The sequence below is a fragment of the Kribbella sp. NBC_01484 genome (assembly GCF_036227145.1).
In the GTDB taxonomy this organism is placed as follows: domain Bacteria; phylum Actinomycetota; class Actinomycetes; order Propionibacteriales; family Kribbellaceae; genus Kribbella.
In genome coordinates this window covers 2438395-2465210 of sequence record NZ_CP109437.1, presented here as the reverse complement: position 1 = coordinate 2465210, position 26816 = coordinate 2438395, and the positions used below count along the sequence as shown (strand labels likewise).

Genomic DNA, 26816 nt, shown 5'->3' with positions numbered 1-26816 from the left:
CTCCCCGCCATCCGCGCCGACTGGTTTCGTGGGGATCACTACATCAACGAGAGGGAAGTTCACGAGCATGACTGACAAGAAGGTTTGGTTCATCACCGGCGCCGGGCGCGGTCTGGGCGTGGACATCGCCACGTCCGCACTGGCCGCCGGCCATGCCGTCGTCGCCACCGGACGCAACGCCGAGCGGGTGAGCTCCGCCCTCGGTGCGTACGACGATCTCCTCGTCGTTACGCTGGACGTGAGCGATCCGGCCGGCATCCGGGACGCCGTCCGCGCGGCAACAGATCGGTTCGGCCACATTGACGTACTGGTCAACAATGCGGGCAACTTCAACGCCGGCTTCTTCGAGGAGCTCAGCGCCGAGGACTTCCGGGCGCAGCTCGAGATCACGTTGTTCGGTCCGGTCGAGGTCACTCGCGCTGTCCTTCCGGTGATGCGCGCTCAGCGTTCGGGCCTGGTCGTCACGATCTCCTCGACCGCGGGGATCGTCGGCCAGGAGTTCTGTACGGCGTACGCGGCGTCGAAGTTCGGCGTCGAGGGGTGGATGGAGTCGCTGACCCCAGAGGTTGCGCCGTTCGGGATCCGCACGATGCTCGTCGAGCCCGGCTTCTTCCGGACCGAGCTGCTGAGCCCCGAGTCGACCAAGTACGCCGAGGCAACCATCGACGACTACGCCGAGCGCACCCGGGAGACCGTCGCGGGCTGGAAGAGCATGGACGGCCGGCAGGGCGGCGATCCGGCCAAGCTCGCGAACGCGCTCGTGCGGCTCGCGGACGACGACGAGCCTCCACTGCGCTTCGTGGCCGGCGCCGACGCTGTCGCGACTGTCGAGCAGAAGGCCAACACCCTGCTGGCCCAGGCCGACGCGTATCGCGAGCTGTCGAGCGACCTCGCCCACGCATAAGTCCCGACGCCGACCAGGAGGACCCCATGACGTCGACCCTGACCGGCACCGTTGCGCTCGTCACCGGCGCGAGCAGCGGCATCGGCGCCGCACGAGGCTGTCGTCGAGCTGTGGATCATCCCGATGGATCAGGTGCGACGTCGTCCGGAGGTGCGAACTCGACGCGGACGCCGAGGAGGCGGATGGGGCGGCGGAGTTCGAACTTGTCGAGGACGGCTTGGGCGGTGGTGGCGACGACCTCGGGGTCCTGGGTGACTTCGGGGAGTTTGCGGCTCTTGATCGGGGTGTAGAAGCTGATGAATCGGACCTTCACCCAGATGCGTTGGATCGTGCGGCCCTCGGCGACGACGTCCCGGGTGACGTGGATGGCGATGCGGCGGAGTTCCTTCTCCACGTCGGCCCGGTCGATCAGGTCCTCGGGGAAGGTTTCCTCACGGCTGCGGGAGACGGGCTCGCGGGGTACGTCGGTCACCTCGGTGTCGCCGAGTCCCCGGCCGAGGGCGGCGTACCAGGCGCCCATCTTCGGCCCGAAGCGCTTGCGGAGGACGTCGAGGTCGGCGGCGGCCAGGTCGGCGACGGTGAAGACGCCGAGCTCGTTGAGGTTCCGCTCCATCCGGCTGCCGATGCCCCACAGTTCCCGGACCGGCCGGTGGTCCATCACCTCCCGCCAGTTCGCGCCGGTCAGTCGATAGACGCCAGGCACATCAGCGGGCGCCTCGGCCGTACTCGCGCCCTCGAAAGGCGCCGCGTGGGAACGCGCGTGCTTCGCGAAGGTGGTGGCCAGCTTGGCGCGGGTCTTGTTGTCGCCGATGCCGACCGAACAGGTCAGGCTCGTCCGGGCCTGCACGGCCGCGCGCAGGTCGGCGGCGAGCTGCTCGGGATCGTCGGTCTCCGCACCGACGAAGCACTCGTCCCAGCCCCACACCTCGACCACCAAGGGGAACGATCGCAGCGTGTCCATCACCTCGGTCGACGCCGCCTCGTAGGCGGCCGGATCCGACGGCAGGAAGACCGCCTGCGGGCACTTCTTGTACGCCGCCCGCACCGGCATCCCCGAGTGCACGCCGTACTCGCGTGCCTCGTACGACGCGGTCGCGACGACCTGCCGTGGTTGCGTCGGATCGCCAGACCCACCGACCACCACCGGCAACCCGCGCAGCTCAGGCCGGCGCCGGATCTCTACAGCCGCGATGAACTGATCCATGTCCACGTGCAGGACCCACCAGCTCATCACTACTCCCCGGAGTCGACAACCCAGCGTAACGGCGGCTGCGTCAGAGTTCCTTGCGCATCTGCTGGGAGGTGACGATGTAGCCGAGGGACTCGTAGAGGTGGATGGCGGTGGAGTTGTCGCCGAAGACGTTGAGATCCAGGTGGCTGTAGCCGAGCCGGCGGCACTCGTCCTCGCCGGCGAGCATGATCGCGCGGCCGTAGCCCTTGCCCCGGTGGTCGGCGTCGACCTCGATGCCGTAGATGAACGCGCCCCGCGTCCTGGTGTTGATCCACAGACTCCCGACCGCCTGGTCACCGGCGCAGGCCAGCCAGATCAGGTGATTGTCGGTGCTGGGGCCCTTCGGCAGCAGCCGGTCGGTCTCGCGGTAGGCGAACTCGAGTGCCCCGGCCGGATCCAGCCCCTGGGCCGGGCCGATGCCGGACGCGAACGACGCGGCGGCGCGGTCCCTCCAACTCGCGAACTCGGGGTCGGTGATCGGGCGAAGGGTCACCAGTGGCGTGGTCACGTGCTGACGATAGTCCGCTCGAGGGGTTTGCCGACGGGTACCGGGACAAGTGGCCGCGGTTGTAGACCCAGCCGCGGTGAAATCGATCGATGCCGAGGTGCCTGACCATGACAGCACTGCCGAAATCCCAGCCATGAGGCGTCGCAAACCGCCCGCCGGCGCGGTGAGCAAGGCCCCAGCCGGCCTGCCGTCGCCCCTGATCGAGAACTGGGCCTGGCAGGATCACGCCGCCTGCGTGGACGTCGACCCTGAGCTGTTCTTCGCCGCCGAGTCCGAGCGCGGCCCTCGCAAGCACGCCCGCGAGGTGGTCGCCAAGTCGCTGTGCAGGACCTGCCCGGTACGGCGCGAGTGCCGCGAGCACGCCTTTGTCGTCGGGGAGACGTACGGCGTCTGGGGCGGCACCACCGAGGAGGAACGCGAGCCTGCCCTGCACGCCCGGCGTCAGTAATCTGTCGGCATGGAGCTGACCTTTGAGCTGGCCGAGAAGGTACTCGCGGCACAGCCGTTCAGTGTGCTGTTGGGAGCCCGGCTGACCGCGTTCGGTGCGGGCGGAGCCACGCTCGAGCTGGATATCCGCGACGACCTCCGGCAGCAGAACGGCTACCTGCACGGCGGCGTCCTGGGTTACGCGGCCGACAACGCGATCACGTTCGCGGCCGGTACGGCGCTCGGCCCCGAGGTGCTCACCGGCGGTTTCACGATCAGCTACCTCCGCCCGGCCCAGGGCACCGTCCTCCGGGCCGAGGCGAAGGTCGCCCACGCAGGCAGCCGTCAGGCGAGCTGCACCTGCGAGTTGTCGGTCGTCGACGAAGCCGGCGCCGCCACCCTGTGCGCGATCGCGCAGGGCACCGTCATCGCCCTGCGCCGATGACGACGCGCGTCCTCGTCACGGGAGCGAGCGGGTACGTCGGCTCCCGGCTGACGCCCCACCTGCGGGCGGCCGGATGTTCGGTGATCGCGTTCGGCCGATCCCGATCCGGCGATGCCGACCTCAGCAGGACGGGAAGCTTCACCAGCCCGATCGACCTCGCACTACTCGATGACCTGCCCATCGACGTCGTCGTCCATCTCGCCGGAGTCACCGGCGAAGCGACCGAGGCCGATGCCATCCGGGTCAACGTGGAGGGAACCCGTCTGCTGCTCCGGACCATGATCGACCGGGGGGTCAGGAGGTTCGTCGTCGCGAGTTCGATCGCGGCCGCGGGCTGCCTCACCGAAGACTTCCTGCCGCAGACACTGCCGATCCCCGCCGGCCGTCCCTGCCTGTCCGCGAATCCCTATGGCTTCTCGAAGTACCTGGTCGAGGAACTGGCCCGGTACTTCGTCCGGACCGATGACGCCCTGGAGCTCGACCTGTACCGGATCGGCGTGGTCGTCGACGAACCGCATCATCAGGTGGACCTGTCGTCCGTGCGTCTCCCGTTCTGCCAGCTGGGTACGGTCCCGGTCAACACGGTCGTCGAACGCCTCGCCGGCGCAATCCTGGCGCCTCGGGGTCCGGGCGCTCGGGTCGAGAACCTGGTGTCCCCCGAAATCCCGTCGCAGTACCCGACGATCGAGACTCTGACCGCTGTGCTCGGCGCACGGGTCAGCAGCCTGGACCTGAGCGCCTATCGCCGCCCCGGAAACCACCGGGCCGGCCTGTGGGCCGTACCCGAGGGACGCTGAAGCCCCCAACCCGTCTCAGTCGAAGAGCTCCTCGAGGAAGGACTTCTTCTTCTTGCGCCTGTGCTGATTCCCGTACCGCGGGTCGTACTTGCGGTCGTCGTCGTACCGGCGGTCGTCGTACCGTTGCTTCTCCTCGTACCGCGGTTGCTGCTGCGGCGGCGCGTTGTACCGCAATTCCGCGTCCACGAGTCGCTCCAGCTCACCCCGGTCGAGGAAGATCCCGCGGCACTCGCCGCATTGGTCGACGGTCACACCGCTGCGCTCGTACGTCCGCATATCGCCCCGGCACTTAGGACATGTCAGGCTCTCCATCCAGCAACCCTAAGTGACGAAATCCCCGCAATCCGGCGCTTTCAGCCAACTCTCAGGAACTTCGGAGGACAACTCTCAGGTCACTTGAAGCGGGTGAGGAAGTTCTTCACGATCGGGCCGGCTGCGTGGGAGCCGGATGCGCCGCCTTCGACGATGACCGCGAAGGCCACGTCGCCGCGGTAGCCGGCCATCCACGCGTTGGTGACGACCTTGCCGCCCTGGACGAGCTCGGCGGTGCCGGTCTTGGCGGCGACGGCGCCGTTGCCGGCCAGGACCTTCGCGGTACCGCCGGTGACCGTCGTCCGCATGAACGTACGCAGCGCGGCGACCGTTGCCGCGGGCAACGGAGAGGCCGCGGGACCGGCCGCATCCTTGTCCGGCACCAGGACCGGCTTCATCGCCGTACCGTGGTCGACCGTGGCAGCGATCAGCGACACCGCCAGCGGGCTCGCGGTGACCGTGCCCTGGCCGATCATCGACGCGGCCTCGGCAACGTCGTCCTTGGGTGCCGGTACCTGACCGCCGTACGCCGAGATCGACAGCCCGAGATCGCGGCCGATCCCGAACATCGCCGCGGTCTTCGTCATCGCGTCCTTCGGCAGCCGGGCGTGCTGCGAGATGAACGCGGTGTTGCAGGACTCGTTGAACGCCTTCTGCATCGTGCCCGCGCCGTACGCCGCCAGGCCGTCGTAGTTCTTGAACGTCTTGCCGAAGACGTTGATCGTGTTCGTGCACGGCAGCGCGGTCGCCGCGGTCTCACCGCTGCCCAGCAACGCGGCCGAGGTGACGATCTTGAACGTCGACCCGGGCGCGTACTGACCCTGGAAGGCGCGGTTGTAGCTGGCCACCGTCGGCCCGTTCGCCGCGGCCAGGATCTGGCCCGTCGAGGCCTGGACGGCGACCAGCGACGCCGGCAGCTTGCTGGTCGCGAGCGCGGCCTCGGCGTACCGCTGCATGTTCGCATCGAGGGTGGTCTTGACCGGCTTACCGGCGGTGCCCTTCTGGCTGAAGACCGTCTTGATCGTCAGCTTGGTCTTGCCGTCCCGCAAGGCGACGGTTCCGCCCGGCGTCCCGGCGAGCTGCTGCTGGAACGCGTACTGCAGCCCGGTCGTCCCGACCTGGTCCTGCGCCGACGCGGTCGGGCCGGCGTTCTTCAGGCTGTCCGCGGTCGCCGTCTTCATGGTGCCGAGGATCGACCGGGCGAACGTCGCGGTCTCCGGCAGCGACTGCGTGCCACCCATCGTCAGCACGCCGGGCAGGTTGCCCATCACCTTGCGCAGCGCCTCCCACTGCTCGGACCGGATCGTGATCGCGTCGACGAACTGGCCGGTCGGCGCCGCCTTCGCGCGGGCGGCGAGCTTCGCGCCGTCTACCTGGAGGTTCTTGGTGAAGGCGGCGTACGTCGCCGGCGTCGCCACGTTGCCGGAGGCGACCCCGACGATGACGACCTGGCGGTTCGCGGTCAGGGCGACGCCGTTGCGGTCCAGGATCGAGGCGCGGGCGGGCAGTGCGCGGACCCGCTTGAGGTAGTTCGCGTCACCGAGCCCGGGGTAGATGGTGTCGCCGGAGGCCTTGATCTTCCACACGTCGCCGGTCTTCACGGCGGTCGCCGTACTGGTCCACTTCATCGCGCCGATGCCGCGGAGCTGGGCCTCGACGGCGAGGTCCTGCGTGCAGTTGCTGCCGTCGCTGCACTTCGGGTCGCCCTGCGGGGCCACCGTGACGGTGCTCGCGACCAGCGCGGTGTCCACGTCGTCGAGCCGCTTGCCGAACACCGTCGGATTGTCGGTGAGCGCGCCTGCCGCGTCCGGCTTCCCGTCCGGCGCCCACGCCTTCACCCAGGCGTCGGCGAACTCCTTGATCACCGCGGCTGAGGCCTGCTTCTCGTCGTTCGGGTCCGGCTTGCCGTCGGCGCCGGCCTTCTTTCCGGAGCAACCGGCGGTGATCAGCAGACTACTCAGGCAGACGATGGCAGTGGTTCGCTTCACGTTCTCAACTCTCGCACGACGACGGATGGACACCGGGCACAGTCTTCGGCGTGTGCCTTTACAGGCACGAGGGCGAAACTACTCAACCCACCCAAGTACGACGCGGGGTGGGCGGCTGGAGTTGGCGTCGAATCGCAAAATCGCCTGATCAGGCAGGTGGATCGCCGCGATGAATCAGAGTCAAGAGCCTGCGCGAATCGTGGACCCGGCAACCGATTGCTCACTCCCGGCGTATTCTGCAGCCTTGTGACCCGCCTTGCTCTGCACAGCCGCCTGATCCCCGGTACCGAAGAGGCCTACGAGATCGAGCACGCTCGTGTCTGGCCGGAACTGATCTCCGCGATGCATGCCGCCGGCATCAGCGACTGGTCCATCTGGCGCAGTGGCCGCGATCTGTTCCACCTGGTCGTGTCCGACGACTTCGAGGCCGCCGTCGCGCAGTTGAGGAACGACCCGGTCGACCAGCGCTGGCAGCAGCACATGAGCCAGTTCGTCGAGGGCTTCGCCCAGAACCCCGAGGGTGTCGCCGGCCAGTCCTTGCGCCATGTGTGGACCATGAGCGAGCAGCAGGACTGAGGACCGGGCCGCCAGCCCATCACAACCGACGTCGGCTGCGTGGGCTGAGCGTCGCCGCACCGCCGGCGGCTTCATTGTGATGGCCTGGCGGTCCGCCGTCTCTAGTCGGACATCTCCCACACGAGGATCTCCGCACCGCCTGGGCCGGCAGTGAGGCGGCGGCCGTCCGCGTCGATCTGGCGTACGGCGTCCGCGGTGCCGAGGTCGCCGGCATCCTCGAGGCTCGCCGTACCTAGCGCAACGAAGAGATGCAGGTACGGCGCTGACGGCAAGCTCACGGTTTGGCCGGGAGACAGCCGCGCGACTGAGAGACCTGCGGAACCCTGATTGATCCGGATCGCGGTGCTGCTCGCGTGCTGCGGCAGGCCGGACGCGATCGGGATCAGCCGGCCCCCGCGAAGGTCGATCTCGGCCTGCTGGTAGGAGGGTGGCAGGTCCAAGCGGTCCGGGCGGACCCACATCTGCACGTAGTGCACCGGATCGCCGGCGTCGTTCCATTCGGAGTGCCGGATGCCGGAGCCGGCGCTCATCCGCTGGGCCAGGCCCGGGTGGACGACGCCGCTGTTCCCTTCCGAATCGCGGTGCGCCAAGGCACCCCGCAGTACCCAGGTGACGATCTCGAGATCCTGATGCGGATGCGTCTCAAACCCGGTGCCCGGGGCAACGGTCTCGTCGTTGTGCGCGACCAGGAACCCGAACCCGACGTTCGCCGGATCGTAGTGCGGTCCGAACGAGAACGAGTGCCGCGACTCCAGCCACTCACTGGCCGTCCGAAACCGCTCGTCCGCCCGCCGGATCTCGATGCCCATGGCTCTAGTAATAACAGGGGACTGCGCCGCTCGGTGGGCGGCGCAGTCCCGGATCGTGGGTGGTGGGTGGTCAGCCGGTGGGGTTGCCGTTGTCGGAGCCGAGGGTGGCGGTGATCGACTGGGTCTGGCCGTTCCGGGTGATGGTGAGCTTCACCTGATCGCCCGGGCGGTGCGAACGGACCGCGGCGACCAACGCGTCCCCTGACGCGATCGCCTTGCCGTCTACAGCGGTCACCACATCACCCGCGTGCAGACCGGCCTTGTCCGCCGCACCGCCGGACGTGACCTCGCCCAGGCGTGCCCCGTTCGAGAGCCCGTCGGAGGACTGCGCGTCGCCGACCTGGACGCCGAGCCGCGCATGCGTGGCCTTGCCCTTGGCCACCAGCTCGTCGATGATCGGCTTGGCCTGGTCGATCGGGATAGCGAAGCCCAGGCCGATGTTGCCGCCTTCGGATTGTCCCGATCCGCCGGCGGTTTTGATCGCGCTGTTGATTCCGACCACCTGGCCGGCGAGGTCGATCAGGGCGCCGCCCGAGTTGCCCGGGTTGATCGCGGCGTCCGTCTGGATTGCTGGGAAGACTGTCGTGCTGTCCTGCTGCGCGTCGCCCGACGTGACCGGACGGTTCAGCGCCGAGACGATGCCGCTCGTCACGGTCGCCTCCAGGCCGAACGGCGAGCCGATCGCGACCACGCCCTGCCCGACCGCGAGCTTGCCGCTCGAACCCAGCTTCGCCGGGGTCAGGTCGGTCGCGGAGGCGTGGATCACGGCCAGGTCGGTGAGCGGGTCGGTGCCCTTGATCGTGGCCGGTACGGTCCGGCCGTCGTTCAGCATCACCGAGATGGTCGCGCCGCTGCCGGCGCCGGCCACCACGTGGTTGTTGGTGACGATCAGGCCGTCCTTGCTGATCACGATGCCGGACCCGGTCGCCTCACCCTGCGAGGTCGCGACCGCGATCTTCACCACGCTCGGCAGCACCTTCGCGGCGGCGCTCTGCACCGAACCGTCCGGCGCCGAGGCGGGTGCCGCCTGGTTGCCGTTCAGCGGGGATGTCACCGACGGGGTGTTGGAGGTGGAGTCGTTCGTCGCCGAGTACACCGCGGCGCCGCCGACACCGCCCGCGGTGCCGACCAGCAGAGCGGTCAGCGCCACCAGGGCGAGGCCCCGCCGCTTCGGCTTCTCCGGTGCGGGTGCCACGGGCTGCGGGCCATAGGGCCAGTTCGGGCCCGGCGACGTCCCCTGATGCGCCCCCGGCCCGAACTGCGGGTAAGCACTCCCACCTGCCGGGTGCTGTCCCGATCCCTGCGGCGGCCGCGGCTGCCCGCCCTGTGGCGCGAATTGCTGCTGCTGGTGCTGCCCGTAGCCACCCATCGGCAGCTGCTGGGTCCGCTCCTGCGGACTCGCGCCGTACGACGGGTTCTGGCTCCCCGGCGTCGAACCCTGCTCGGGATTCGACCCAGGCTGGTTCTGCGGCAGCTGCTGTGGGTTCTCGTTCATGACGAGTACTTTGACGGCCGGACCTGAGAGGGCCCTGAAGATCCCCTCGGAGCAGCCGAAGAAGTCCATGAAGATCCTCTGAAGGACCGGTCAGGAAGTCTTCAGCGAGTCTGCGTCGCGGCGTGCGGGAGCCACAGCGTGAACTGTGCTCCGGCGCCCGGGACGTTGCGGGCGTAGATCATCCCGCCGTGTTGCTCCGCCGCGTGCTTCACGATCGCGAGCCCGAGACCCGATCCGGGCCGGCCGCGCGCCTCACTGGACCGGTAGAACCGCTCGAACACGTGCGGCAGGTCCGGCTCGGCGATCCCCGGTCCGGAATCGGTCACCGTGAGTACGCCGTCCAGCAGGCGGACCGTGACGTGGCCGACGGGCTGTCCGTCGCCGCGCGGCGTGACACCCTCCGGCACGCTGTACTTCGCCGCGTTGTCGAGGAGATTCATCACGGCGCGGCCGAGCAGCCGCTCGTCACCCCACACCGGGAACGGAGTCAGCTGGACGTCCCACTCCAGCCCGGGCGCGCGCCGCCGTACCTTGATCACCGCGTCCTGGACGACGTTGGACAGCTCGATCAGCTCCGCGTTCCGCACCTGCGGGGTGTCGCGGGCCAGTTCGGTCAGGTCGCCGATCAGGGTGGTCAGCTCGTCCATCTGCGCCCGGACGTCGTCCAGCAACTGCTGCCGGTCCTCCGGCTTGAGGCCACCGCGTTTGTCCGCCTGGGCGAGCAGGTCTAGGTTGGTCCGGATGCTGGTGAGCGGCGTACGCAACTCGTGTCCCGCGTCACCCACCAGCCGTCGTTGCCGGTCCTGAGAGCGCGCCAGTGCCGCGAGCATCGCATTGAATGCTTGCGCCAACCGCGAGATCTCGTCCGACCCGGTGACGGGGATCGGCTTCAGATCCTCGGTCCGCGCCACATGCTCGGCAGCACCGGTCAGCCGGGCCAGCGGCCGGAGGCCGGACCGGGCGACGGCGTTGCCGGCGAGCGCGGCGCCGATGACGCCGATCAGGCCGAACGCCCACAGCACGATGCCGAGGTTGTGCAACGTCTGGTCGATCGCCCCCAGCGACTGCGCGACAACCAACGCTCCAGGCTGCAGGAGGCTGGGGTCGGCATTGCACGGCGCGCCGACCGGGCAGTACTTGGCGGGTACGGCGACCACGCGGAAGTGCGAGCCGTTGCGCACGCCGACCGTCCGCAGGCTGGCGTCGGTGCCCTGGTTCTGGGCGATGGCGAGCTCGTCCGGTCCGATCGGCGGGAGCGGGCTGTTCGCGGCACCGAACTGCTGACCGTCCGCACCCAGGATGGCGACCTGAATGTCGCTCAGGCCGAACGCGTCTGACGAGATCCTCTGCAGGTTCGTGAGATTGGTCAGGACGCCCTTCTGCGCGGCCTGTCCGGCCCGCATGATCAGGCTGTCGTCCAGATTCTGGTACATCTGCTGGCGCACCGTGACGTACGCCGCCACACTCACGATCGCCACCGCGAGGGCGACCGCGACCGCGGCGAGCATCGTGACGCGCGCGTGCAGGCTCAACTGGTGGAGGGTTTCGGTCCACCAGTGCTGGGTGCGGGCAGCCGTCGCGACGACCCGGTTCCCGTTGCCGTTGGCAACCGATTTGTCCGGGGCCGGTGGCTCCAGCCCGACCGGTGCCGGTTCGTGCGGAGCCGACGCGGCCTGCTGCGGCCGGCCGGCGTACGACGGGAGATCGTCGGGGTGTTGCCTACTCACGGTGGGGTGTCCCTCAGCACGTACCCGATGCCGCGGACGGTGTGGATCAGGCGGGGCAGGTCGTTGACCTCGGTCTTGCGGCGGAGGTAGCCGATGTAGACCTCGAGGGAGTTGGCGGTGGTCGGGAAGTCGTAGCCCCAGACCGCGTCCAGGATGACCGCGCGCTCGAGCACCCGGCGCGGGTTGCGGATCAGCAGCTCGAGCAGGGAGAACTCGGTCCGGGTCAGCGGGATCGCGACGTCGCCGCGGTGCACCTCGTGCGCGTCCACGTCGACCACGAGGTCGGCGTACTGCAGGACCTCGCCGCGCTGGCCGCCCTCGCCGGGCGAGCTGCTGCGGCGCAGGAGGGCGCGCAGCCGGGCGAGCAGCTCCTCGAGCGCGAACGGCTTGGTCAGGTAGTCGTCGCCGCCGGCGTCCAGGCCGTCGACCCGGTCCGCGACCGCGTCCCGCGCGGTCAGCACCAGGATCGGAATGTTGTTGCCCGCGGCCCGCAGGGCCTTGGTGGTCTCGAGGCCGTCCAGCCGGGGCATCATCACGTCCATCACGACGACGTCGGGCTCGACGTTGCCGATCACCGCGAGCGCCTCGGCGCCGTCGGCCGCGGTCACGACCTCGAAGTCGTTGAACTCCAGCGAACGGCGCAGCGAATCGCGGACCGCCCGGTCGTCGTCCACCACCAGTACCCGCATAGCGCGCTCCCGCTCCACCTGAGTCCGGACAGCCCGATCTGACCATCCGCGTGTCGAGATTAGGCCGTCTCTTTGAGAATCGCCTGAGAACCCGCTGATCGCTACCCAATACCCTCGTGGACACCTTAGGTTGAACAGTCGTGGACGTCCTCGAGTACACCCCTGAGCCCGACGACTTCGCCTGGACCTTCGGTGGAGTTCCTCCCGTCCGCCGGGTCAAGCCCGGCACCGCGCTGCGGTTGTGGACCGAGGACGCGTACTGCGGCACCCTCCGCAGCACGGCGGATCTCGCCAGCGCCTCGCTGACGATGCCGTTCGTGAACCCCCAGACCGGCCCGTTCTACGTCGAGGGCGCGGAGCCTGGGGACACCCTGGTGCTGCACTTCGTCGAGCTCACGCCGGCCCGGACCTGGGGTGTGTCCACGACCATCCCGTTCTTCGGCGGCCTGACGAGCACCGACAAGACGGCCACGCTGCAGGACCCGCTGCCGGAGCGGACCTGGGTCTACGAGGTGGACTCCGACAAGCAGACGGTCGGGTTCCAGGCCCAGAGCAGCGGATTGGAGCTCGCGCTGCCGCTGGAGCCGATGCTGGGCACTGTCGGGCTCGCGCCCGCCGCGTTCGAGGCTCGCTCGTCGCTGGTGCCGGATGTGTTCGGCGGCAACATGGACACACCGGAGATGCGCGCGGGCGCGACCTGTTACCTCAAGGTCAACGTCGAGGGTGCACTGTTCTCGATCGGTGACGGTCACTACCGCCAGGGCGAGGGCGAGTCCTGCGGGACCGCGGTCGAGGGCGCGATGAACGTCGTACTGATCGTCGAGCTGCTGAAGACGCCCGGACCGACGTGGCCGCGGATCGAGAACGACGACTATCTGGCCGTGGTCGGGTCGAGCCGTCCGCTCGAGGACGCGTGGCGGGCTGGTCAGGTCGACATGGTCGGCTGGCTCGGTTCGCTGTACGGACTGGACAAGCTGGACGCCTACCAGCTGTTGAGCCAGATCAGCGAGGTCCCACTGGCCAACGTCGTCGACGTCAACTACAGCGTGGTCACCAAGGTCCCGAAGCGCCTGCTACCGGCGACGAACGTGTACGACGGCATCCACGAGCACCTGCGCACAGCGGCCGCCTCGCTCAGCTGAACGCGGGTACGACGTCCTCCGCGAACCGCTGCATCGGCTCGTGGTCGTACGCGACGCCGGGGATGTACGCGAGGACGTACTCGATCCCTGCCTCGGCCAACTGCTCCACGTGCTCGGTCAGCTGCTTCGTCGTGACGACCTCGGCCAGTGCGCCAGGCGTCCCGCCGGCACCGATCTCGGCGAACTCGTCCAGGCTGTAGCGCCCCCGCGCCTTGGCGGTCGCGACGCCCGGATCCGCGCCGGCCTCGACCGGGAAAACGTTGATACTGGTCGACTTCACGATCTCGTCGTAGTCGCGGCCGACCTCGTCGCAGTGCCGCCGGAGGATGGCGAGCTTGCGCTGGATGACGTCGACGCGACCGGTGCCGACGTTGCAGGCGTCGCCGTACCGTGCGACCAGCCGCAGCGTGACCCGTTCGCCACCGCCACCGATCCACAGCTTCGGCTTGCGACGAGGCTCGATGATCGGCTTGTCGACCGAGTGGTACGTGCCCTTGAAGACGACGTCGTCCTCGGTCCACAGCCGGTGGATCAGCTCGACGGACTCGGCGAACGACCCCATCCGGTCCTTGAGTCCGGTCCAGGGGTAGCCGAACGCCTTCCACTCGTGCTCGTACCAGCCCGCGCCGATTCCGGCGTACAGGCGGCCGCGGCTGGCGACGTCGACGGTGGACGCGATCTTCGCGTACAGCGCCGGGTTGCGGTAGCCGTTGCAGCCGACCATCTGGCCGATGTTCACCCGCCGGGTGTCGCGGGCCAGCGCGGCCGTGGCCGTCCAGGCCTCGAACACCGTCTCGCGGACCGGCTCGGGAACCGTGTGGAAGTGGTCGAACAACCAGACCGAGTCCCAGGGACCGGCATCGGCGGCGCGCGCGACAGCCGTCATCGCCTCCCACTGCTCGACCGGGTCGTCGAGCTCGACCAGGTCCATCCGCCAGCCTTGCGGAACGAACACTCCGAACTTCATCGACTGCTCCTTCGGGTACGACGGGAGATCGCCACGCCGGTGAGGCACAAGGCGCCACCGGCCAGGGCGAGGAGAGCGGGGGTTTCGCCGAGGAAGAGCCAGCCCAGGACGATGGCGATCACCGGGACCGCGTACACCGTGGCGCCCATCTTGCCGGCGCTGGTCCGCCGGAGGGCGAAGGCCCAGGTGGTGAAACCGAGCGCGGTCGGGAAGGCGCCGAGGTAGATCACCCACCAGATCGTCGCGCCGTCCGCGGTCTGGAGTTCGTCGATCAGCCGCGGGGCGAACGGGAGGCACACGATCGCGCCGATGGTGCACCCGAGCCAGGTCACCTGGGCCGCCGGGAGCCGGCTGAGCAGCGGCTTCTGTGTCACCACTCCGACGGCGTACGAGATGGCGGCGGTGACGCAGAGGATCACGCCCCACGTCTCGGCGCGGCCGGTGGAGGTCGAGATGCCGATCAGCAGGACGCCGCCGAACGCGACCAGGCTGCCGATCACCACCTGGCGGGGGAAGCCTTCACCGAGGGTCAGGCCGGCGAGCAAGGCGATCAGCAGTGGGGCGATGTGGATCAGCATGGCCGCGGTGCCGGCCTCGAGGCGGCGTTCGGCTTCGTTCAGGGCGAGGTTGTAGACGCCGAACCAGAGCAGACCGAAGACCAGCAGCGGCAACCAGTCCCGCCTGGCCGGCCACTGGCGTTCGGCCGGGTTCTGCCGACGGCGGATCAGGAGGAACACGCCGAGGAGGACACTGCCGACCCCCAGACGGGCCAGCGACATGGCGCCGGCGGAGAACTCCCGGCCGCCGTGCCTGATGGCGACGAAGGAGGAGGCCCACACCAGCACAGTCACACCGGCCGCGCCGGTCGCCAGCAGGCTCTTGGCCGGAGCTTCCACGATGGTTGTCACGTGACTACCCTAGGAAGCGAATCTGCGGTTTCCCATGGCGATACGAGTTGAAGAGGGTCCCGATGGTTGCCGGAACGAACGCAGAAGGCGCGCAATACCTTCACACTGAAAAGCCGGTGCTCGACGAGCTCAACCTGCGTCTGCTGACGGAGCTGACGGCGGATCCGCGGCTGCGGACCACGGAGCTGGCCCGGCGGCTCGGGGTCTCGGCTCCGACGGTGCGCGAGCGGGTCACCCGGCTGGAGGAATCGGGGGTGATCCGCGGCTACCGGCTCGAGGTGGACCCGGCGGCGCTCGGGCTACCGGTCGCCGCGTGGGTGCGGCTGCGGCCTGGTCCGGGGCAGATCCCGAGGATCATCGCGCTGGCCGAGCGGACGCCGGAAGTCGTCGAGTGCCACCGGATCTCCGGCGAGGACTGCTTCCTGATGCGGGTCCAGGTGGCCGCCATCGCCGGCCTGGAGGAAGTCCTCGACAAGTTCCTCGTTCACGGCCAGACCACCAGCTCCTTCATCGTCTCCACCCCGGTCCCACCCCGCCCGGTGCCGCTGGGGTGAGGTGGCGGACCGCCAGCCCTTCACAATCGCGCCGGTCCGCCGGGCTCCCGCCTGACGGTCGGCCGGATCCACGATTGTGATGGCGTGGCGGTCCGCCGTCCCCACGACAGGCCCCAACCACAGCTGAGGGTGGTCTGCATCACTAGTCTGGGGGCGACTTCAGTGACGTCTGGAAGGACCCTGCCCATGGCTGCCGACAAGTCTGTCCGCAGAGTTGCCCTGCTCACCGCCGGCGGGCTCGCGCCCTGCCTGTCGTCCGCCGTCGGCGGGCTGATCGAGCGCTACACCGAGGTGGCGCCCGACGTGGAGATCATCGCGTATCTGAACGGGTATCACGGCCTGCTCAGCGGCCGTTTCCTCGAGGTGACGCCCGAGGTCCGGGCGAAGGCGTCCCTGCTGCACAAGTTCGGCGGCAGCCCGATCGGCAACAGCCGGGTCAAGCTGACCAACACCGCCGACCTGGTGAAGCGCGGTCTGATCCAGGACGGCCAGAACGCGCTCCAGGTCGCGGCCGAGCGACTGGTCGCCGACGGTGTCGACGTCCTGCACACCATCGGTGGTGACGACACCAACACCACCGCCGCGGACCTGGCGGCGTACCTGCACGAGCACGACTACGACCTGACCGTGGTCGGCCTGCCGAAGACCATCGACAACGACGTGATCCCGATCCGGCAGAGCCTGGGCGCCTGGACGGCGGCCGACCAGGGCGCGCTGTTCGCCCGCAACATCATCGCCGAGCACAGCTCGAACCCCCGGATGCTGATAGTCCACGAGGTGATGGGCCGCAACTGCGGATGGTTGACCGCGGCAACGGCCCGGTCGTACCGCGAGTGGCTGGGCGAGCAGGACTGGAACCCGGGCATCGGCCTGGACCAGGCCGGCTGGGACGTGCACGCGGTCTACGTGCCAGAGGCAACGATCGACCTGGACGCCGAGGCGGACCGGCTGCGCAAGGTGATGGACGAGAACGACTGCGTCACCATCTTCCTGTCCGAGGGCGCCGGCGTACCGTCGATCGTGGCCGAGATGGAGGCCCGCGGCGAGGAGGTCGGCCGGGACCCGTTCGGGCACGTGAAGCTGGACACGATCAACCCGGGCGCCTGGTTCGCGAAGCAGTTCGCAGAGCGGATCGGTGCGGAGAAGACGATGGTGCAGAAGAGCGGTTACTTCAGCCGCTCGGCCGCGGCCAACGACCGGGACCTCGCGCTGATCAAGGAGTGCAGCGACTACGCGGTCGACGCCGCGCTGCGCGGTGAGAGCGGCGTCGTCGGTCACGACGAGGAGCGGGGCGACGAACTGCGCGCGATCGAGTTCCCGCGGATCGCCGGCGGCAAGGAGTTCGACCCGAACGTCGACTGGTTCGTCGCACTGAAGGCCGACATCGGCCAGAGCTAGCCGCGGAGGCGGCCGACCCACTGGTCGGCCGCCTTCTCGATCTGCGCGAGGACCTCGTCGAAGCCCTCCTCGTCGCCGTAGTACGGATCCGGTACGTCGTCCTCCGCGAACAACTGGACGTCGCCCGCGCGACTCAGCGCAGCCAGGTGCCCGGAGTCCATCGCCAGCACGAGATCGCGCTCGGCGAACCACTCGGGCTGGAACTGACGGGCCCGATGCGTGCTCCCGTCGTACCCGCGCCGTCGCAACGCCGCCGCGGCGCGCGGGTCCATCGGGTCGCCGGCATGCCAGCCACCGGTCCCCGAACTGGTGACCTGGACATCGTCGATCCCCGCCTCGGCCAGCTTCGCGCGTAGCACGACCTCGCCGATCGGCGACCGGCAGATGTTCCCGGAGCAGACGATCTCGACGCGCCTCACGTCACTTGATCTCCGCCTTCTCTGGGAGCACGACGTTCAGCAGGATGCCGACGACGGTGATGATCAGGGAGCCCAGCAACGCGGACCAGAAGCCGTCGACGTGGAACTGGACGTCCAGCTTGCCGGTGATCCACGACGTGAGCAGCAGCATCGCGGCGTTGATGACGAAGAGGAACAGGCCCAGCGTCAGGGCGATGAACACGCACGACAACAACTGCAGGATCGGCTTCACGAAGGCGTTCACCACGCCGAAGATCGCGGCGACGACCAGCAGCGTGAGGATCCGCCGTCCGGTGGTCGCACCCTCCAGGGTGATCCCGCCGATGGCCCAGGTCGCGATCGCCAGGGCGACCGCGTTGGCGAGCAGTCTGATGACCAAGTTCTTCATGCCGCCGATCCTGCCATCCCGCCGGTAGCGTCACGCCCCCTTACGCGCCCTGATCCATCCCTGAGTCTTGACAGGCTAATGACCAAGTGATCTGATCATTTTTGTTCGTGAGGTCCGTGAGTGCCGGAGGAGGCCAGGGTGGGAGCCAAGAAGTCACACCGGTGGGGTGTGGTCGTGGCGCTGGGTGCCGCGGCTGCCGTGATCGCTACGGCGCCGACGGCGTCAGCCGGTCAGCCTGCAGCTGAGCCGGCGGGGACCGCGCAGGACTGCAACACCGTTCGGACCAACTGGACGGCGACCGCCCAACCGCACGCCGCGCCCGAGGGGTTGCTGAACGCCTACAGCAACACCGGCAAGGGCTGGACCGGCGCGGACAGCACGTACTCGGTCCCCCTGTCCGGCGGGCGGACCGCGTGGATCTTCTCGGATACGTTCCTCGGTCCGGTGAACCCGGACGGCAGTCGGCCGACCACGACGCCATTCATCAACAACTCGTTCGTCATCCAGTCCGGCGGCACGCTCAAGACCGTCACCGGCGGTACGGCGACCAACCCGACAGCGCTCGTACCACCGCCGTCCAACGGCTGGTACTGGGTCGGCGCCGCGCAGACCAGTGGCGCCGGCCGGAACCTCGATGTCGTCGCGCTGCGGTTCGAGCGGACCGGTACGGGCCAGTGGGATTGGCACTGGGCCAGCAACTACCTCGCCCGGTTCGACAGCAAGACGTTGAAGCTGCGCAGCCTCGAGCCGCTCCCGTCGGCCGCCAACGTGCAGTGGTCCGGCTGGCTGCTGCGTGATAGCGGCTACACCTACATCTACGGCGTCGAGGACCTCGGCTCCGCGAAGTACGACCATGTCGCGAGAGTCCGCGGCGACGACCTGACCGCGAAGCCGTGGGAGTACTGGACCGGTTCTGGCTGGTCAGCTGACGAGACTGCCTCGGCTCGCGTGCTCGAAGGCGTCGCCAACGAGCACAGTGTGACCCGCTGGGGTGACGGCTACGTGCTGGTCACGCATGACACGACCGAGCTGTTCAGCAAGCGAGTCCTCGGGTACTTCTCCTGCTCGCCGACCGGTCCGTTCGTGAAGCCGGTCGAGCTGTACCAGACCCCGGAAACCGGTGCGACCGGCAGCTACGGCAACGCCAACATCATCACGTACAACTCCCACGACCACCCGGACCTGCGCCGCGGCAACACGCTCCTGGTCAGCTACAACGTCAACAGCCTCGACGCCAACACCGATCTGTACGCCGACGTGAGCATCTACCGCCCGCGGTTCGTCGGCGTCACCTTGACGGCCGCACCATGAGTGCGTCGGGTGGCGTCGTACGCCGGAGTCTCCTGGACGATCTGGCGACCTCGATGCTGGCTCTGATCGCCGATCGGAAGTTGTCGTCCGGCGACCAGTTCGAGTCGGTCCGGTCACTCGCCGACCGGTTCAAGGTCGCCGTACCGACAATCCGGGAAGCACTCCGGCGGCTGGAGGCCACCGGAGCTGTGGAGCTCCGGCACGGATCCGGCGTGTACGTCGGTCCGCACGTGGGCCGTCTGGTTCTGGCCAATCCACTCGCCCTGGCGCCGTCAGCCGACCGCCTGGTCGAGCTGCTCCAGGCGCGCGCCTTGATCGAGCCACCGGTCGCTGCGCTGGCCGCACGGGTCCGCGACGAGGCCGCACTGGAGCAAATGGGCGGGGATCTCGCCGCGGCGGCCGAGCTGATCGCATCCGGCGACCATGCCCAACTCGCCGAGGTCAACATGGATTTCCACCGCTCCCTGGCGCAGGCGTCCGGGAACGCGACGCTGGCCGAGGTGGTCGAGTCCGTCACCGTCGTGAACGTCCGGGAGCAGTTGGAGATCCTGCACATCCACGGCGACCGGCAGACCGACCTGGACGAGCATCGCGCCATCTACGACGCGGTCCGCGCCGGCGACACCGCCCTGGCCGAACGACTCACGCACGAGCACCTCGACGGAGTCCTTGCTGTCATCAACGAACGACTTCAGCACCCCTGAAGCTGAAAGGACGCACCATGCAACGAATCAACCGGAAGGCGCTGACCGCCCTGGCGGTGGCCGGCGCGCTCGCATTGTCCGCCTGTGGAGGCGGAGGAGGAACCGGTGCCGCCGCCAAGGGCGAGGACAAGCCGGTCGACTCGCTGAAGTTCTACAACGACAAGGGTGGCTGGAAGGACGCCTTCACTCAGGTCGGTGCGGCCAGCAAGAACGACATCGGCGTCGGCATGGAGCCGGTCGGGTACTCCGACTCCAACACCTACACCGCGTTCATCCGCTCCTCGTTCCGGACCAAGGAGAAGGCGGACCTGTTCACCTGGCACACCGGCAAGGAGCTTCAGGATCTGGTGGACCAGAAGCTCGTCGCCGAGACGACCGACCAGTGGACCAAGGCGATTGCCGACGGCAATATCCCGGAGCAGCTCAAGCAGTACTTCACCTACGACAACAAGCAGTACTGCGTCCCGCTGAACGCCGGCTACTGGGTGATGTACTACAACAAGGCCGTCTTCAAGAAGGCCGGGGTCACCGAGACCCCGAAGACCTGGCCGGAGCTCCTTGCCGTCGCCGACAAGGTGAAGGCGGCCGGGGTGAAGCCGTTCTACCAGACCAACATCCTGTTCTCGTTCGTCTGGTTCGAGACCCTACTGGCCGGCAAGGACCCGGACCTGTACGACGCACTCGCCACCGGCAAGGCGAAGTACACCGACCCGGGCGTGGTCGAGGTGATGAACGAGTGGAAGAAGATGATCGACGCCGGCTACTTCAGCGACCCGGGCTCGAAGACCGAGCCGCAGGCGCAGCTGAAGAACGGCGACGTGGCGATGATCAACTTCGGCACCTGGTTCAGCGGCAACCTGAACACGCTGAAGATGAAGGCCGGCACCGACTACGACTTCTTCGTGATCCCGAACGTGAACGCGGGCCTGCCGAAGACCTCGATGATCTTCGAGACCGGACCGGTCTGCTCGGCCGCGGCCGGCGACCACGCCTCGACGGTGAAGAAGTGGACCGACTGGTGGGTCACGCCGCAGGCGCAGACCGCCTGGGCGAACTCGCGCGGCGACCTGTCGTTCAACCCGAAGGCCGAGGTCAAGGACCCGGGCCTGGCGACGCTGAACAAGGACGTCGGCGGTGATGGCTACCGGCTGATCAACCGCTGGTTCGAGGCGACGCCGGTGCCGGTTGCGAACAAGGCGCTCGAGGTGTTCGGCGCGTTCGTCACCAAGCCGGGCGACCCGATGCCGGGCCTGCAGAAGATCCAGGCCGAGGCGGACGCGTACTGGGCCAAGCAGAAGTGACTTCCTTGATGGAGCGGCCGACGGTCACTCGCAAGTTGAGTGCCGACCGGTCGGCGCGGACGGGAGCTCGGACAGCGCCACTGTTCGGGCTGCCGGCCGTGGGCGTGGTTGCGTTGCTGCTGTACCTGCCGTTCCTGTGGACGACGTACGTCAGCTTCACCGACTACGACGGCCTCGCCTCGCCGGTGTGGTCGGGGCTGACGAACTACAAGGCGATGTTCAGTGACCCGGACCTGGTGGGGGCGCTGACCAACACGCTGCTGTGGGTCGTCGGCATGGTGACTCTGCCCGTCGTGCTTGGGCTGCTGATCGCCGTGATGACGTACGGGCACAAGTGGGGCACCTGGCTGCGGTTGCCGTTCCTTCTGCCGTACGCGATCTCCGGTGTGGCCGTCGGGGTCATCTGGGGATTCGTACTGCAGCCGGACGGCGCGCTGGGGCAGGCGCTCGGGTTCTTCGGCCTGCCCGGTGCGAACACCGGCTGGTTGCAGTCCGGTCCGGGCAACACGCTCATGATGATCGTGGCCGTCACCTGGCAGGCCGCCGGTGTGAATGCCCTGCTGTTCGTGGTCGGGCTGCAGTCCATCCCGGGCGAGCCGCTGGAGGCCGCGCGGCTGGATGGTGCGGAGGGCTTCCGGCTCTTCTGGCACCACCTGTGGCCGCAGCTCCGGCCGATCACGACAGTCGTCATCGGACTGTCCATCGTGGGAAGCCTCAAGACCTTCGACGTGGTCTGGGTGATGACGCAGGGCGGTCCTGGTACGTCGTCGGAGACGCTGGCGTTGTCGATGTACAAGGAGACCTTCGTGCTCAACGACTACGGACAGGGCGCGGCGATCGCGTTGTTCCTGAGCCTGGTCACGTTTGCCGCGTCGATCCTCTATCTGCGCTACCAACTGGGGGAGTCGCGTGAGCAGGGTTAAGACTCCGATCCTCGTCGTACTGGGGCTGATCTGGCTCGCGCCGGTCTATCTGCTGATCGTCAACGCGTCCAAGTCGGTCGACGGGTACGACGCGAAGACGGTGTGGAAGCCGGGTGGGTTCGCGCTGTTCGCCAACTTCGGGGACGCGTGGAGCAAGGCAGCGCTCGGTGACACGCTGGTGGCGACGACGATGTACAGCGTGATCGCGCCCGTGCTCGCGGTGCTGATCGGCGCCGCGGCCGGCTACGCGATCGTCGTACTGCGGCTGAAGCGCGGGTTCCTGTGGTTCGTGTTCATCTTCGGCGGGACGATCTTCCCGTTGCAGATGATCCTGATGCCGCTGTTCTCGGGGTACGCCAACTCCGGCCTCTACGACACCCGGGTCGGGATGATCATCGTGTACACGGCGATCAGCGTGCCGTTCTCGGCGTTCGTGATGCGCAACTTCTTCACCGGCATCGCCCGCAGCGTCTTCGAGGCGGCGGTGGTCGACGGCGGCGGCCTGTTCCGCATCTTCCGGAGCATCTACCTCCCGATGGCGGGGGCCGCGCTGGCCGCGATCTTCATCCTGCAGGCCACCTTCGTCTGGAACGACCTTCTCCTGGGCCTCACGCTCAGCCAGTCCGACTCGGTCCGCCCGATCATGCCCGCCCTCACTGGTCTGCAGAGCACGTACGGCGGCGCCGCGCTACCGACCGTGCTGGCGGGCGGCCTGCTGGTCTCGCTGCCCACAGTGATCTTGTTCCTCGCCGCACAACGCTTCTTCTCCCGGGGCCTCGCCCTGGGTCAGTTCTGAGAGGACTTATATGAGTAGCCGCACAGTCGTCGTTACCGGTGGCGCTGCCGGGATCGGACGAGGTGCTGTCGAACGATTCGTCCAAGCCGGCGACGACGTAGTCGCAGTCGACCGAGACGCCGATGCTTTGGCTGGGCTCGAGAAGGAACTCGGGGTCCGGGGGATCACCGTCGACGTTGGGGATCGCGAGGCTCTGGCGACGGCCGCGCAGCAAGTGGAGCAGGTCGACGCGCTGGTCTGTGCCGCGGGCATCCAGCGGTACGGGACCGTGGTGGATACCTCGTGGTCCGTCTACGACGAGGTGATGGCGGTGAATGTCGGCGGCGTCTTCTTCGCTTGTCAGGCGTTTGTCCCGTTGATCCCGCGGGGTGGCAGCGTCGTGGTGGTCGCGTCGGTGCAGGCGTATGCGGCGCAGAAGAGTGTCGCGGCGTACTCGATGGGTAAGGGTGCGTTGCTGTCGCTCGTGCGGGCGATGGCGGTGGACCACGCTCCCGAAGGGATCCGCGTCAATGCGGTCTGCCCGGGCTCGGTGGACACCCCGATGCTGCGGACCTCGGCCGCACAGTTCGGCGGCGGGCGGTCGACCGACGAGGTCGTTGCCGAGTGGGGCCGGTCGCATCCGCTCGGCCGGGTCGCGACTCCGGGAGAAGTTGCCGAGGTCATCCACTTCCTTTCGTCGCCCGCCGCTGCGTTCGTGACCGGAGCTGATGTGAAGGTGGACGGTGGATTGACCGCCGGGCTGCCCGTCGTACTGCCGGAGGAAGCTCAGTGAAGATTGTCGACATCCGCGCCACGACCGTGACGATGCCGCTCGAGGCGCCGTTGCGGCACAGCAACGGCGCGCACTGGGGCCGGTTCGTCCGGACCGTCGTCGAGGTCGAGGCCGACAACGGGCTGATCGGCCTCGGCGAGATGGGTGGCGGCGGCCAGAGTGCCGAGGCCGCGGTCACCGGGCTCAAGTCGTACCTGGTGGGCCACGATCCGGCCCGCACCGAGGCGCTGCGCTGGATGCTCGCCAACCCGACCGCGAGCCTGTACAACAACCGGACCCAGCTGCTGGCCGCGATCGAGTTCGCCTGTCTTGATCTGCAGGGCCGCGAGCTCGGGGTTCCCGTGCACGAGCTACTCGGCGGCAAGGTCCGCGACCGGGTACCGTTCGCCAGCTATCTGTTCTTCCGCCACCCGGCCGACGACGGCACCGGCGAGATCCGGACGGCCGAGCAACTCGTCAAGCACGCTCGGGAGCTCGTCGACGAGCATGGGTTCAGCGTGCACAAGCTGAAGGGTGGCGTCTTCCCGCCGGACTACGAGCGCGAGTGCTTTCGCGCACTGGCCGAGGCGTTCCCCGAACACCGCGTCCGCTTCGACCCGAACGGCGCGTTCAGCGTCGAGGAGGCGATCCGGTTCGCCCGCGGTATCGAGGACCTCGACAACGACTACCTCGAGGACCCGACCTGGGGCATGAACGGGATGCGCCGGGTCCGCGAGAACACGTCGATCCCGCTCGCCACCAACACCGTGGTGGTGAACTTCGAGCAGCTCGCGGCCAACGTCCGCGACCCCGCCGTCGACGTGATCCTGCTGGACACCACGTTCTGGGGCGGCATCCGGCCGTGCATCAAGGCGGCCGGCGTCTGCGAGACCTTCCAGCTCGGGGTCGCCGTGCACTCGTCCGGCGAGCTCGGCATCCAGCTGGCCACGATGCTGCACCTGGGCGCCGTCGTACCGAACCTGTCGTTCGCCGCCGACGCGCACTACCACCACCTGCGCGACGACATCATTGCCGGCGGCAAGGTTCCGTACGTCGACGGCGCGATCGCGGTGCCGGACGGTCCCGGCCTCGGCGTCGAACTGGACCGCGACAAGCTCGCCGAGTACGCCGAACTGTTCCGCGAACTCGGCCCCTACCCGTACGACCGCGACCCGGCGCGCCCGGACTGGTACCCCCTGCTCCCGAACACCGATTGGGCCGACCCCTCATGACTCTGCTCATCCCTCGCAGCGCCGACCTGGCGAGCGATGTCCTCACGCACACCTACGACGACATGTTCAACCCGCCCGGGCTGACGAACTTCCTGGGTACGGCGCAGATCGACCACGACGTGTTCGCGATCCGCAGCGTGAACTTCCCGCCGTACTCGCACGGCGACTGCATCACCGGACAGTTGTACGTCGACGGGCGGCTGGCTCGCTCGTACGGCGGGACCGTCGAGGTGGTGTGGCGACCGGACCAGGTGGTCCGTTCGACCGTGGTCGACGGGCTGACCCTGCGGACGGTCACCGCATGCGCTCCCGGTCGGCCGGCTGTCGTCGTACAGCTCGACGTGGAAGGCGCACCGGGCCGCTCGGTGCGGCTCGGGTTCGCCCTGGACAGTACGGCGACCCGCTCGGGGAGCGGATGGTTGAGGCCGGAGCCACCGTCGGAGCCGAACACACTGACCGCGGTCGGCGGCCGCGTTGTCGGGACAGGGGAGTCCGGGTCCGCAGTGAGTCTCCAGGGACTCGACGTGGCCGGCGTCGTCGACCGGTCGATGCTTGAGGCAACCGTCGTACTGGATGCCTCGGGCAATGGTCGGGTCTCCTACGTGCACGTCCTGGCCGGGGACCTCGCCGATGCGACGGACCACTTCGACGCGTGTGTGGCCGACGTACCCGCGGTGTTCTCAGCGGCCGAAGGCTTGTGGGACAAGGCGCTGGCGGATGCGTTCGATCCGAACGGCGACGGCTTCAGTGGATCCCTGCCGGTCCTCGAGACCACGAACGATGCGCTGCGGAAGCTGTACTGGTGGGGCGTGCTCGGCGTGATCTGGTTCCGGCGGGACAACCCGGCCAGCGTGATCGGGCGGACGTACGACACGTTGATGCCGCGGTACTGGCAGACCACGACGTTCATCTGGGACTACAGCCTCTCCTCGCTGACGCACGCTTTGCTGGATCCGGAGCCGATGCGCAAGCACATCGAGCACTGGATCGATCTCGACATCCACGAGCACTTCGGCACCGAGTGGCTGACCGGCGGACCGGTCGGGCAGTGGTACTCGGTCAACGACTTCGCCATGACGCGGCTGGTGCGCGACTACGTGCGTTTCACCGGGGACTCCGGCTTCCTGGACGCTTCAGTGGGTCCCAAGCCGGTGGCGGAGCACCTGCACGACTGGGCCACTGCTTGGCGCGGCCTGCGGGGTGAGCACGCGCTGGCGGACTACGGAGGCATCGACAACCTGCTGGAGTGCGTGAGCAGCTACGTGCACGAGGTGGCGAGCTTCAACGCCGCCAACGTGTGGTGCCTGCGTGTCGCCGCGGAGGTCGCCGAGCGTTCAGGTGATGCCGATCGCGCTGAGCTGCTGCGCAAGGAGGCCGACGAGCAGGCCGGTCATGTCAACGAGCTGTACATCGAGGGCGCGGGCTTCTGGCACGCGCGGCAACCGGACGGCTCACTGATCCCGGTGCGGCACTGCTACGACTTCAACATCATCGGTACGACGATGGCCGCCGACCTCTCGGAGTCCCAAAGGGCCGAGATGGTGTCCTTCTTCCAGCGTGAACTCCAGACGCCGGAGTGGATGCGCGCGTTGTCGCCGTACGACGCCGACGCGGCCTTCAGCGTTCGCCCCGATCACCAATGGAACGGCGCCTACCCGGCCTGGCCGGCCGACGCCGGCCGCGCTCTCTTCGCCTTGGGGCGCGGGGATGTGGCGCTCGACTGGCTCCCGGGCCTGGCCCGCACCGCCAACCAGGGTCCCTGCGGGCAAGCCCACTTCGTCGAAGAAGCCGAGCCGTTGATGTCCGGCGGTGCTCGCAAGTCCCCGCCGCAGTTCCCGTACCTGATCGACTGGGCCTGCTCCTCCTCCGGATCCTGGGTCAGCCTGGTCCTGGAGGGCATCTTCGGCGTCGAGGTCGCCCTCGACGGCACAGTCACCGCCAACCCCCAGGTGGCAGCCCTGGACCCCGACGCCCGCCTGACCGGCCTCCGCGTCGGCCCCAACACCTACGACGTCACCGCGAACGGCTTGTCCCCTCTGGTGGGCTGACCCACCCCTCTGCGGGTTGGCCTACCAGAGTCCGGTGGGCCAACCCGCCCGCTGGTGGGCCGACCCA

At 68.4% G+C, this 26816-nt stretch carries 28 protein-coding genes; 16 read left to right on the top strand and 12 right to left on the bottom strand.

The window, feature by feature from the left end; translation table 11 throughout:
- The first annotated feature begins 67 nt into the window (after positions 1-67).
- Entirely contained in the window at positions 68-904 is an 837-nt protein-coding gene (locus tag OG555_RS12100) for an SDR family oxidoreductase (RefSeq protein ID WP_329482926.1), read from the top strand.
- Between the two features lie 115 nt (positions 905-1019).
- On the opposite strand, the gene OG555_RS12095 is transcribed toward OG555_RS12100, so the two are convergent.
- A complete protein-coding gene (locus tag OG555_RS12095) occupies positions 1020-2135 on the bottom strand; it encodes a DNA polymerase IV (protein WP_329482925.1) in 1116 nt (371 codons plus the stop codon).
- Positions 2136-2178: 43 nt separating this feature from the next.
- On the bottom strand, positions 2179-2643 hold the full coding sequence (locus OG555_RS12090; RefSeq protein WP_329482924.1) for a GNAT family N-acetyltransferase: 465 nt from the start codon (positions 2641-2643) through the stop codon (positions 2179-2181).
- Between the two features lie 133 nt (positions 2644-2776).
- Between OG555_RS12090 and OG555_RS12085 the strand changes: the two genes are divergently transcribed.
- The 3 genes from OG555_RS12085 to OG555_RS12075 are packed head-to-tail and all read left to right on the top strand — an operon-like array spanning position 2777 to position 4311.
- Positions 2777-3091: a WhiB family transcriptional regulator gene (locus OG555_RS12085; RefSeq protein WP_329482923.1), complete on the top strand. Its 315-nt coding sequence runs from the start codon at positions 2777-2779 to the stop codon at positions 3089-3091.
- Between the two features lie 9 nt (positions 3092-3100).
- Entirely contained in the window at positions 3101-3514 is a 414-nt protein-coding gene (locus OG555_RS12080; protein ID WP_329482922.1) for a PaaI family thioesterase, read from the top strand.
- Positions 3511-4311 carry an NAD-dependent epimerase/dehydratase family protein gene (locus tag OG555_RS12075; RefSeq protein WP_329482921.1) on the top strand — a complete coding sequence of 267 codons (801 nt, stop codon included), beginning with the start codon at positions 3511-3513 and terminating at the stop codon, positions 4309-4311. Before OG555_RS12080 ends, OG555_RS12075 begins: the two co-directional genes overlap by 4 nt.
- A gap of 15 nt (positions 4312-4326) precedes the next feature.
- Here the strand turns inward: OG555_RS12075 and OG555_RS12070 are convergent, their stop codons facing one another.
- Positions 4327-4587, bottom strand: a complete 261-nt coding sequence (locus OG555_RS12070) for a TFIIB-type zinc ribbon-containing protein (protein WP_329482920.1) — start codon at positions 4585-4587, stop codon at positions 4327-4329.
- Positions 4588-4703: 116 nt separating this feature from the next.
- Positions 4704-6611: a penicillin-binding transpeptidase domain-containing protein gene (locus OG555_RS12065; protein WP_329482919.1), complete on the bottom strand. Its 1908-nt coding sequence runs from the start codon at positions 6609-6611 to the stop codon at positions 4704-4706.
- Positions 6612-6857: 246 nt separating this feature from the next.
- Here OG555_RS12065 and OG555_RS12060 point away from each other — a divergent pair, with 246 nt between their 5' ends.
- Positions 6858-7187, top strand: coding sequence for an L-rhamnose mutarotase (locus tag OG555_RS12060; RefSeq protein WP_329482918.1), 330 nt, complete (start codon positions 6858-6860; stop codon positions 7185-7187).
- A gap of 101 nt (positions 7188-7288) precedes the next feature.
- On the opposite strand, the gene OG555_RS12055 is transcribed toward OG555_RS12060, so the two are convergent.
- The 4 genes from OG555_RS12055 to OG555_RS12040 form a co-directional block, all read right to left on the bottom strand.
- Positions 7289-7996, bottom strand: coding sequence for a pirin family protein (locus tag OG555_RS12055; RefSeq protein WP_329482917.1), 708 nt, complete (start codon positions 7994-7996; stop codon positions 7289-7291).
- A gap of 70 nt (positions 7997-8066) precedes the next feature.
- The gene (locus tag OG555_RS12050; RefSeq protein WP_329482916.1) at positions 8067-9491 is read right to left on the bottom strand and encodes a S1C family serine protease; all 1425 of its coding nucleotides are present in this window, start codon (positions 9489-9491) and stop codon (positions 8067-8069) included.
- A gap of 101 nt (positions 9492-9592) precedes the next feature.
- Complete coding sequence (locus OG555_RS12045) at positions 9593-11218, bottom strand: sensor histidine kinase (RefSeq protein ID WP_329482915.1); 1626 nt, start codon at positions 11216-11218, stop codon at positions 9593-9595.
- Positions 11215-11907 carry a response regulator transcription factor gene (locus tag OG555_RS12040; protein ID WP_329482914.1) on the bottom strand — a complete coding sequence of 231 codons (693 nt, stop codon included), beginning with the start codon at positions 11905-11907 and terminating at the stop codon, positions 11215-11217. The genes OG555_RS12045 and OG555_RS12040 overlap by 4 nt, the downstream gene beginning before the upstream one ends.
- Positions 11908-12047: 140 nt before the next feature.
- Here OG555_RS12040 and OG555_RS12035 point away from each other — a divergent pair, with 140 nt between their 5' ends.
- On the top strand, positions 12048-13049 hold the full coding sequence (locus OG555_RS12035) for an acetamidase/formamidase family protein (RefSeq protein ID WP_329482913.1): 1002 nt from the start codon (positions 12048-12050) through the stop codon (positions 13047-13049).
- Here the strand turns inward: OG555_RS12035 and OG555_RS12030 are convergent.
- Both OG555_RS12030 and OG555_RS12025 read right to left on the bottom strand, forming a co-directional pair.
- Positions 13042-14016, bottom strand: a complete 975-nt coding sequence (locus tag OG555_RS12030; protein ID WP_329482912.1) for a TIGR03560 family F420-dependent LLM class oxidoreductase — start codon at positions 14014-14016, stop codon at positions 13042-13044. The two genes, OG555_RS12035 and OG555_RS12030, sit on opposite strands and share 8 nt — an antisense overlap.
- The gene (locus OG555_RS12025; RefSeq protein ID WP_329482911.1) at positions 14013-14924 is read right to left on the bottom strand and encodes a DMT family transporter; all 912 of its coding nucleotides are present in this window, start codon (positions 14922-14924) and stop codon (positions 14013-14015) included. The genes OG555_RS12030 and OG555_RS12025 overlap by 4 nt, the downstream gene beginning before the upstream one ends.
- Before the next feature lie 116 nt (positions 14925-15040).
- On the opposite strand from OG555_RS12025, the gene OG555_RS12020 reads away from it, so the two are divergent.
- Positions 15041-15478: an Lrp/AsnC family transcriptional regulator gene (locus tag OG555_RS12020; RefSeq protein ID WP_329482910.1), complete on the top strand. Its 438-nt coding sequence runs from the start codon at positions 15041-15043 to the stop codon at positions 15476-15478.
- Positions 15479-15664: 186 nt separating this feature from the next.
- Positions 15665-16876, top strand: coding sequence for a pyrophosphate--fructose-6-phosphate 1-phosphotransferase (locus tag OG555_RS12015; protein WP_329482909.1), 1212 nt, complete (start codon positions 15665-15667; stop codon positions 16874-16876).
- Here OG555_RS12015 and OG555_RS12010 read toward each other — a convergent pair.
- Positions 16873-17295, bottom strand: coding sequence for a low molecular weight protein-tyrosine-phosphatase (locus tag OG555_RS12010; protein ID WP_329482908.1), 423 nt, complete (start codon positions 17293-17295; stop codon positions 16873-16875). The genes OG555_RS12015 and OG555_RS12010 overlap by 4 nt on opposite strands.
- 1 nt (position 17296) lies before the next feature.
- On the bottom strand, positions 17297-17683 hold the full coding sequence (locus OG555_RS12005; protein ID WP_329482907.1) for a phage holin family protein: 387 nt from the start codon (positions 17681-17683) through the stop codon (positions 17297-17299).
- Positions 17684-17821: 138 nt separating this feature from the next.
- Between OG555_RS12005 and OG555_RS12000 the strand changes: the two genes are divergently transcribed.
- The 8 genes from OG555_RS12000 to OG555_RS11965 are packed head-to-tail and all read left to right on the top strand — an operon-like array spanning position 17822 to position 26749.
- Positions 17822-18994 (top strand): DUF4185 domain-containing protein, encoded by a 1173-nt coding sequence (locus OG555_RS12000; RefSeq protein ID WP_329482906.1) that lies wholly within the window; start codon positions 17822-17824, stop codon positions 18992-18994.
- Positions 18991-19698 (top strand): FadR/GntR family transcriptional regulator, encoded by a 708-nt coding sequence (locus tag OG555_RS11995; RefSeq protein ID WP_329482905.1) that lies wholly within the window; start codon positions 18991-18993, stop codon positions 19696-19698. The genes OG555_RS12000 and OG555_RS11995 overlap by 4 nt, the downstream gene beginning before the upstream one ends.
- A gap of 17 nt (positions 19699-19715) precedes the next feature.
- Positions 19716-20999 carry an ABC transporter substrate-binding protein gene (locus OG555_RS11990; protein WP_329482904.1) on the top strand — a complete coding sequence of 428 codons (1284 nt, stop codon included), beginning with the start codon at positions 19716-19718 and terminating at the stop codon, positions 20997-20999.
- Positions 20996-21922, top strand: coding sequence for a carbohydrate ABC transporter permease (locus OG555_RS11985; RefSeq protein ID WP_329482903.1), 927 nt, complete (start codon positions 20996-20998; stop codon positions 21920-21922). The genes OG555_RS11990 and OG555_RS11985 overlap by 4 nt, the downstream gene beginning before the upstream one ends.
- Complete coding sequence (locus OG555_RS11980) at positions 21909-22718, top strand: carbohydrate ABC transporter permease (protein WP_329482902.1); 810 nt, start codon at positions 21909-21911, stop codon at positions 22716-22718. The genes OG555_RS11985 and OG555_RS11980 overlap by 14 nt, the downstream gene beginning before the upstream one ends.
- Before the next feature lie 10 nt (positions 22719-22728).
- A complete protein-coding gene (locus OG555_RS11975; RefSeq protein ID WP_329482901.1) occupies positions 22729-23490 on the top strand; it encodes an SDR family NAD(P)-dependent oxidoreductase in 762 nt (253 codons plus the stop codon).
- A complete protein-coding gene (locus OG555_RS11970; protein WP_329482900.1) occupies positions 23487-24701 on the top strand; it encodes an enolase C-terminal domain-like protein in 1215 nt (404 codons plus the stop codon). Before OG555_RS11975 ends, OG555_RS11970 begins: the two co-directional genes overlap by 4 nt.
- Entirely contained in the window at positions 24698-26749 is a 2052-nt protein-coding gene (locus OG555_RS11965; RefSeq protein WP_329482899.1) for a hypothetical protein, read from the top strand. The genes OG555_RS11970 and OG555_RS11965 overlap by 4 nt, the downstream gene beginning before the upstream one ends.
- The last annotated feature ends 67 nt before the right edge of the window (positions 26750-26816 follow it).

What these genes read in the sequence shown, in the direction of transcription:
- OG555_RS12100 (WP_329482926.1), top strand. Translation starts at nt 68, where the DNA reads ATGACTGACAAGAAGGTTTGGTTCATCACCGGCGCCGGGCGCGGTCTG.
- OG555_RS12095 (WP_329482925.1), bottom strand. Translation starts at nt 2,135, where the DNA reads ATGAGCTGGTGGGTCCTGCACGTGGACATGGATCAGTTCATCGCGGCT.
- OG555_RS12085 (WP_329482923.1), top strand. Translation starts at nt 2,777, where the DNA reads ATGAGGCGTCGCAAACCGCCCGCCGGCGCGGTGAGCAAGGCCCCAGCC.
- OG555_RS12080 (WP_329482922.1), top strand. Translation starts at nt 3,101, where the DNA reads ATGGAGCTGACCTTTGAGCTGGCCGAGAAGGTACTCGCGGCACAGCCG.
- OG555_RS12075 (WP_329482921.1), top strand. Translation starts at nt 3,511, where the DNA reads ATGACGACGCGCGTCCTCGTCACGGGAGCGAGCGGGTACGTCGGCTCC.
- OG555_RS12070 (WP_329482920.1), bottom strand. Translation starts at nt 4,587, where the DNA reads ATGCGGACGTACGAGCGCAGCGGTGTGACCGTCGACCAATGCGGCGAG.
- OG555_RS12055 (WP_329482917.1), bottom strand. Translation starts at nt 7,996, where the DNA reads ATGGGCATCGAGATCCGGCGGGCGGACGAGCGGTTTCGGACGGCCAGT.
- OG555_RS12050 (WP_329482916.1), bottom strand. Translation starts at nt 9,491, where the DNA reads ATGAACGAGAACCCACAGCAGCTGCCGCAGAACCAGCCTGGGTCGAAT.
- OG555_RS12040 (WP_329482914.1), bottom strand. Translation starts at nt 11,907, where the DNA reads ATGCGGGTACTGGTGGTGGACGACGACCGGGCGGTCCGCGATTCGCTG.
- OG555_RS12030 (WP_329482912.1), bottom strand. Translation starts at nt 14,016, where the DNA reads ATGAAGTTCGGAGTGTTCGTTCCGCAAGGCTGGCGGATGGACCTGGTC.
- OG555_RS12015 (WP_329482909.1), top strand. Translation starts at nt 15,665, where the DNA reads ATGGCTGCCGACAAGTCTGTCCGCAGAGTTGCCCTGCTCACCGCCGGC.
- OG555_RS12005 (WP_329482907.1), bottom strand. Translation starts at nt 17,683, where the DNA reads ATGAAGAACTTGGTCATCAGACTGCTCGCCAACGCGGTCGCCCTGGCG.
- OG555_RS11995 (WP_329482905.1), top strand. Translation starts at nt 18,991, where the DNA reads ATGAGTGCGTCGGGTGGCGTCGTACGCCGGAGTCTCCTGGACGATCTG.
- OG555_RS11990 (WP_329482904.1), top strand. Translation starts at nt 19,716, where the DNA reads ATGCAACGAATCAACCGGAAGGCGCTGACCGCCCTGGCGGTGGCCGGC.
- OG555_RS11975 (WP_329482901.1), top strand. Translation starts at nt 22,729, where the DNA reads ATGAGTAGCCGCACAGTCGTCGTTACCGGTGGCGCTGCCGGGATCGGA.
- OG555_RS11965 (WP_329482899.1), top strand. Translation starts at nt 24,698, where the DNA reads ATGACTCTGCTCATCCCTCGCAGCGCCGACCTGGCGAGCGATGTCCTC.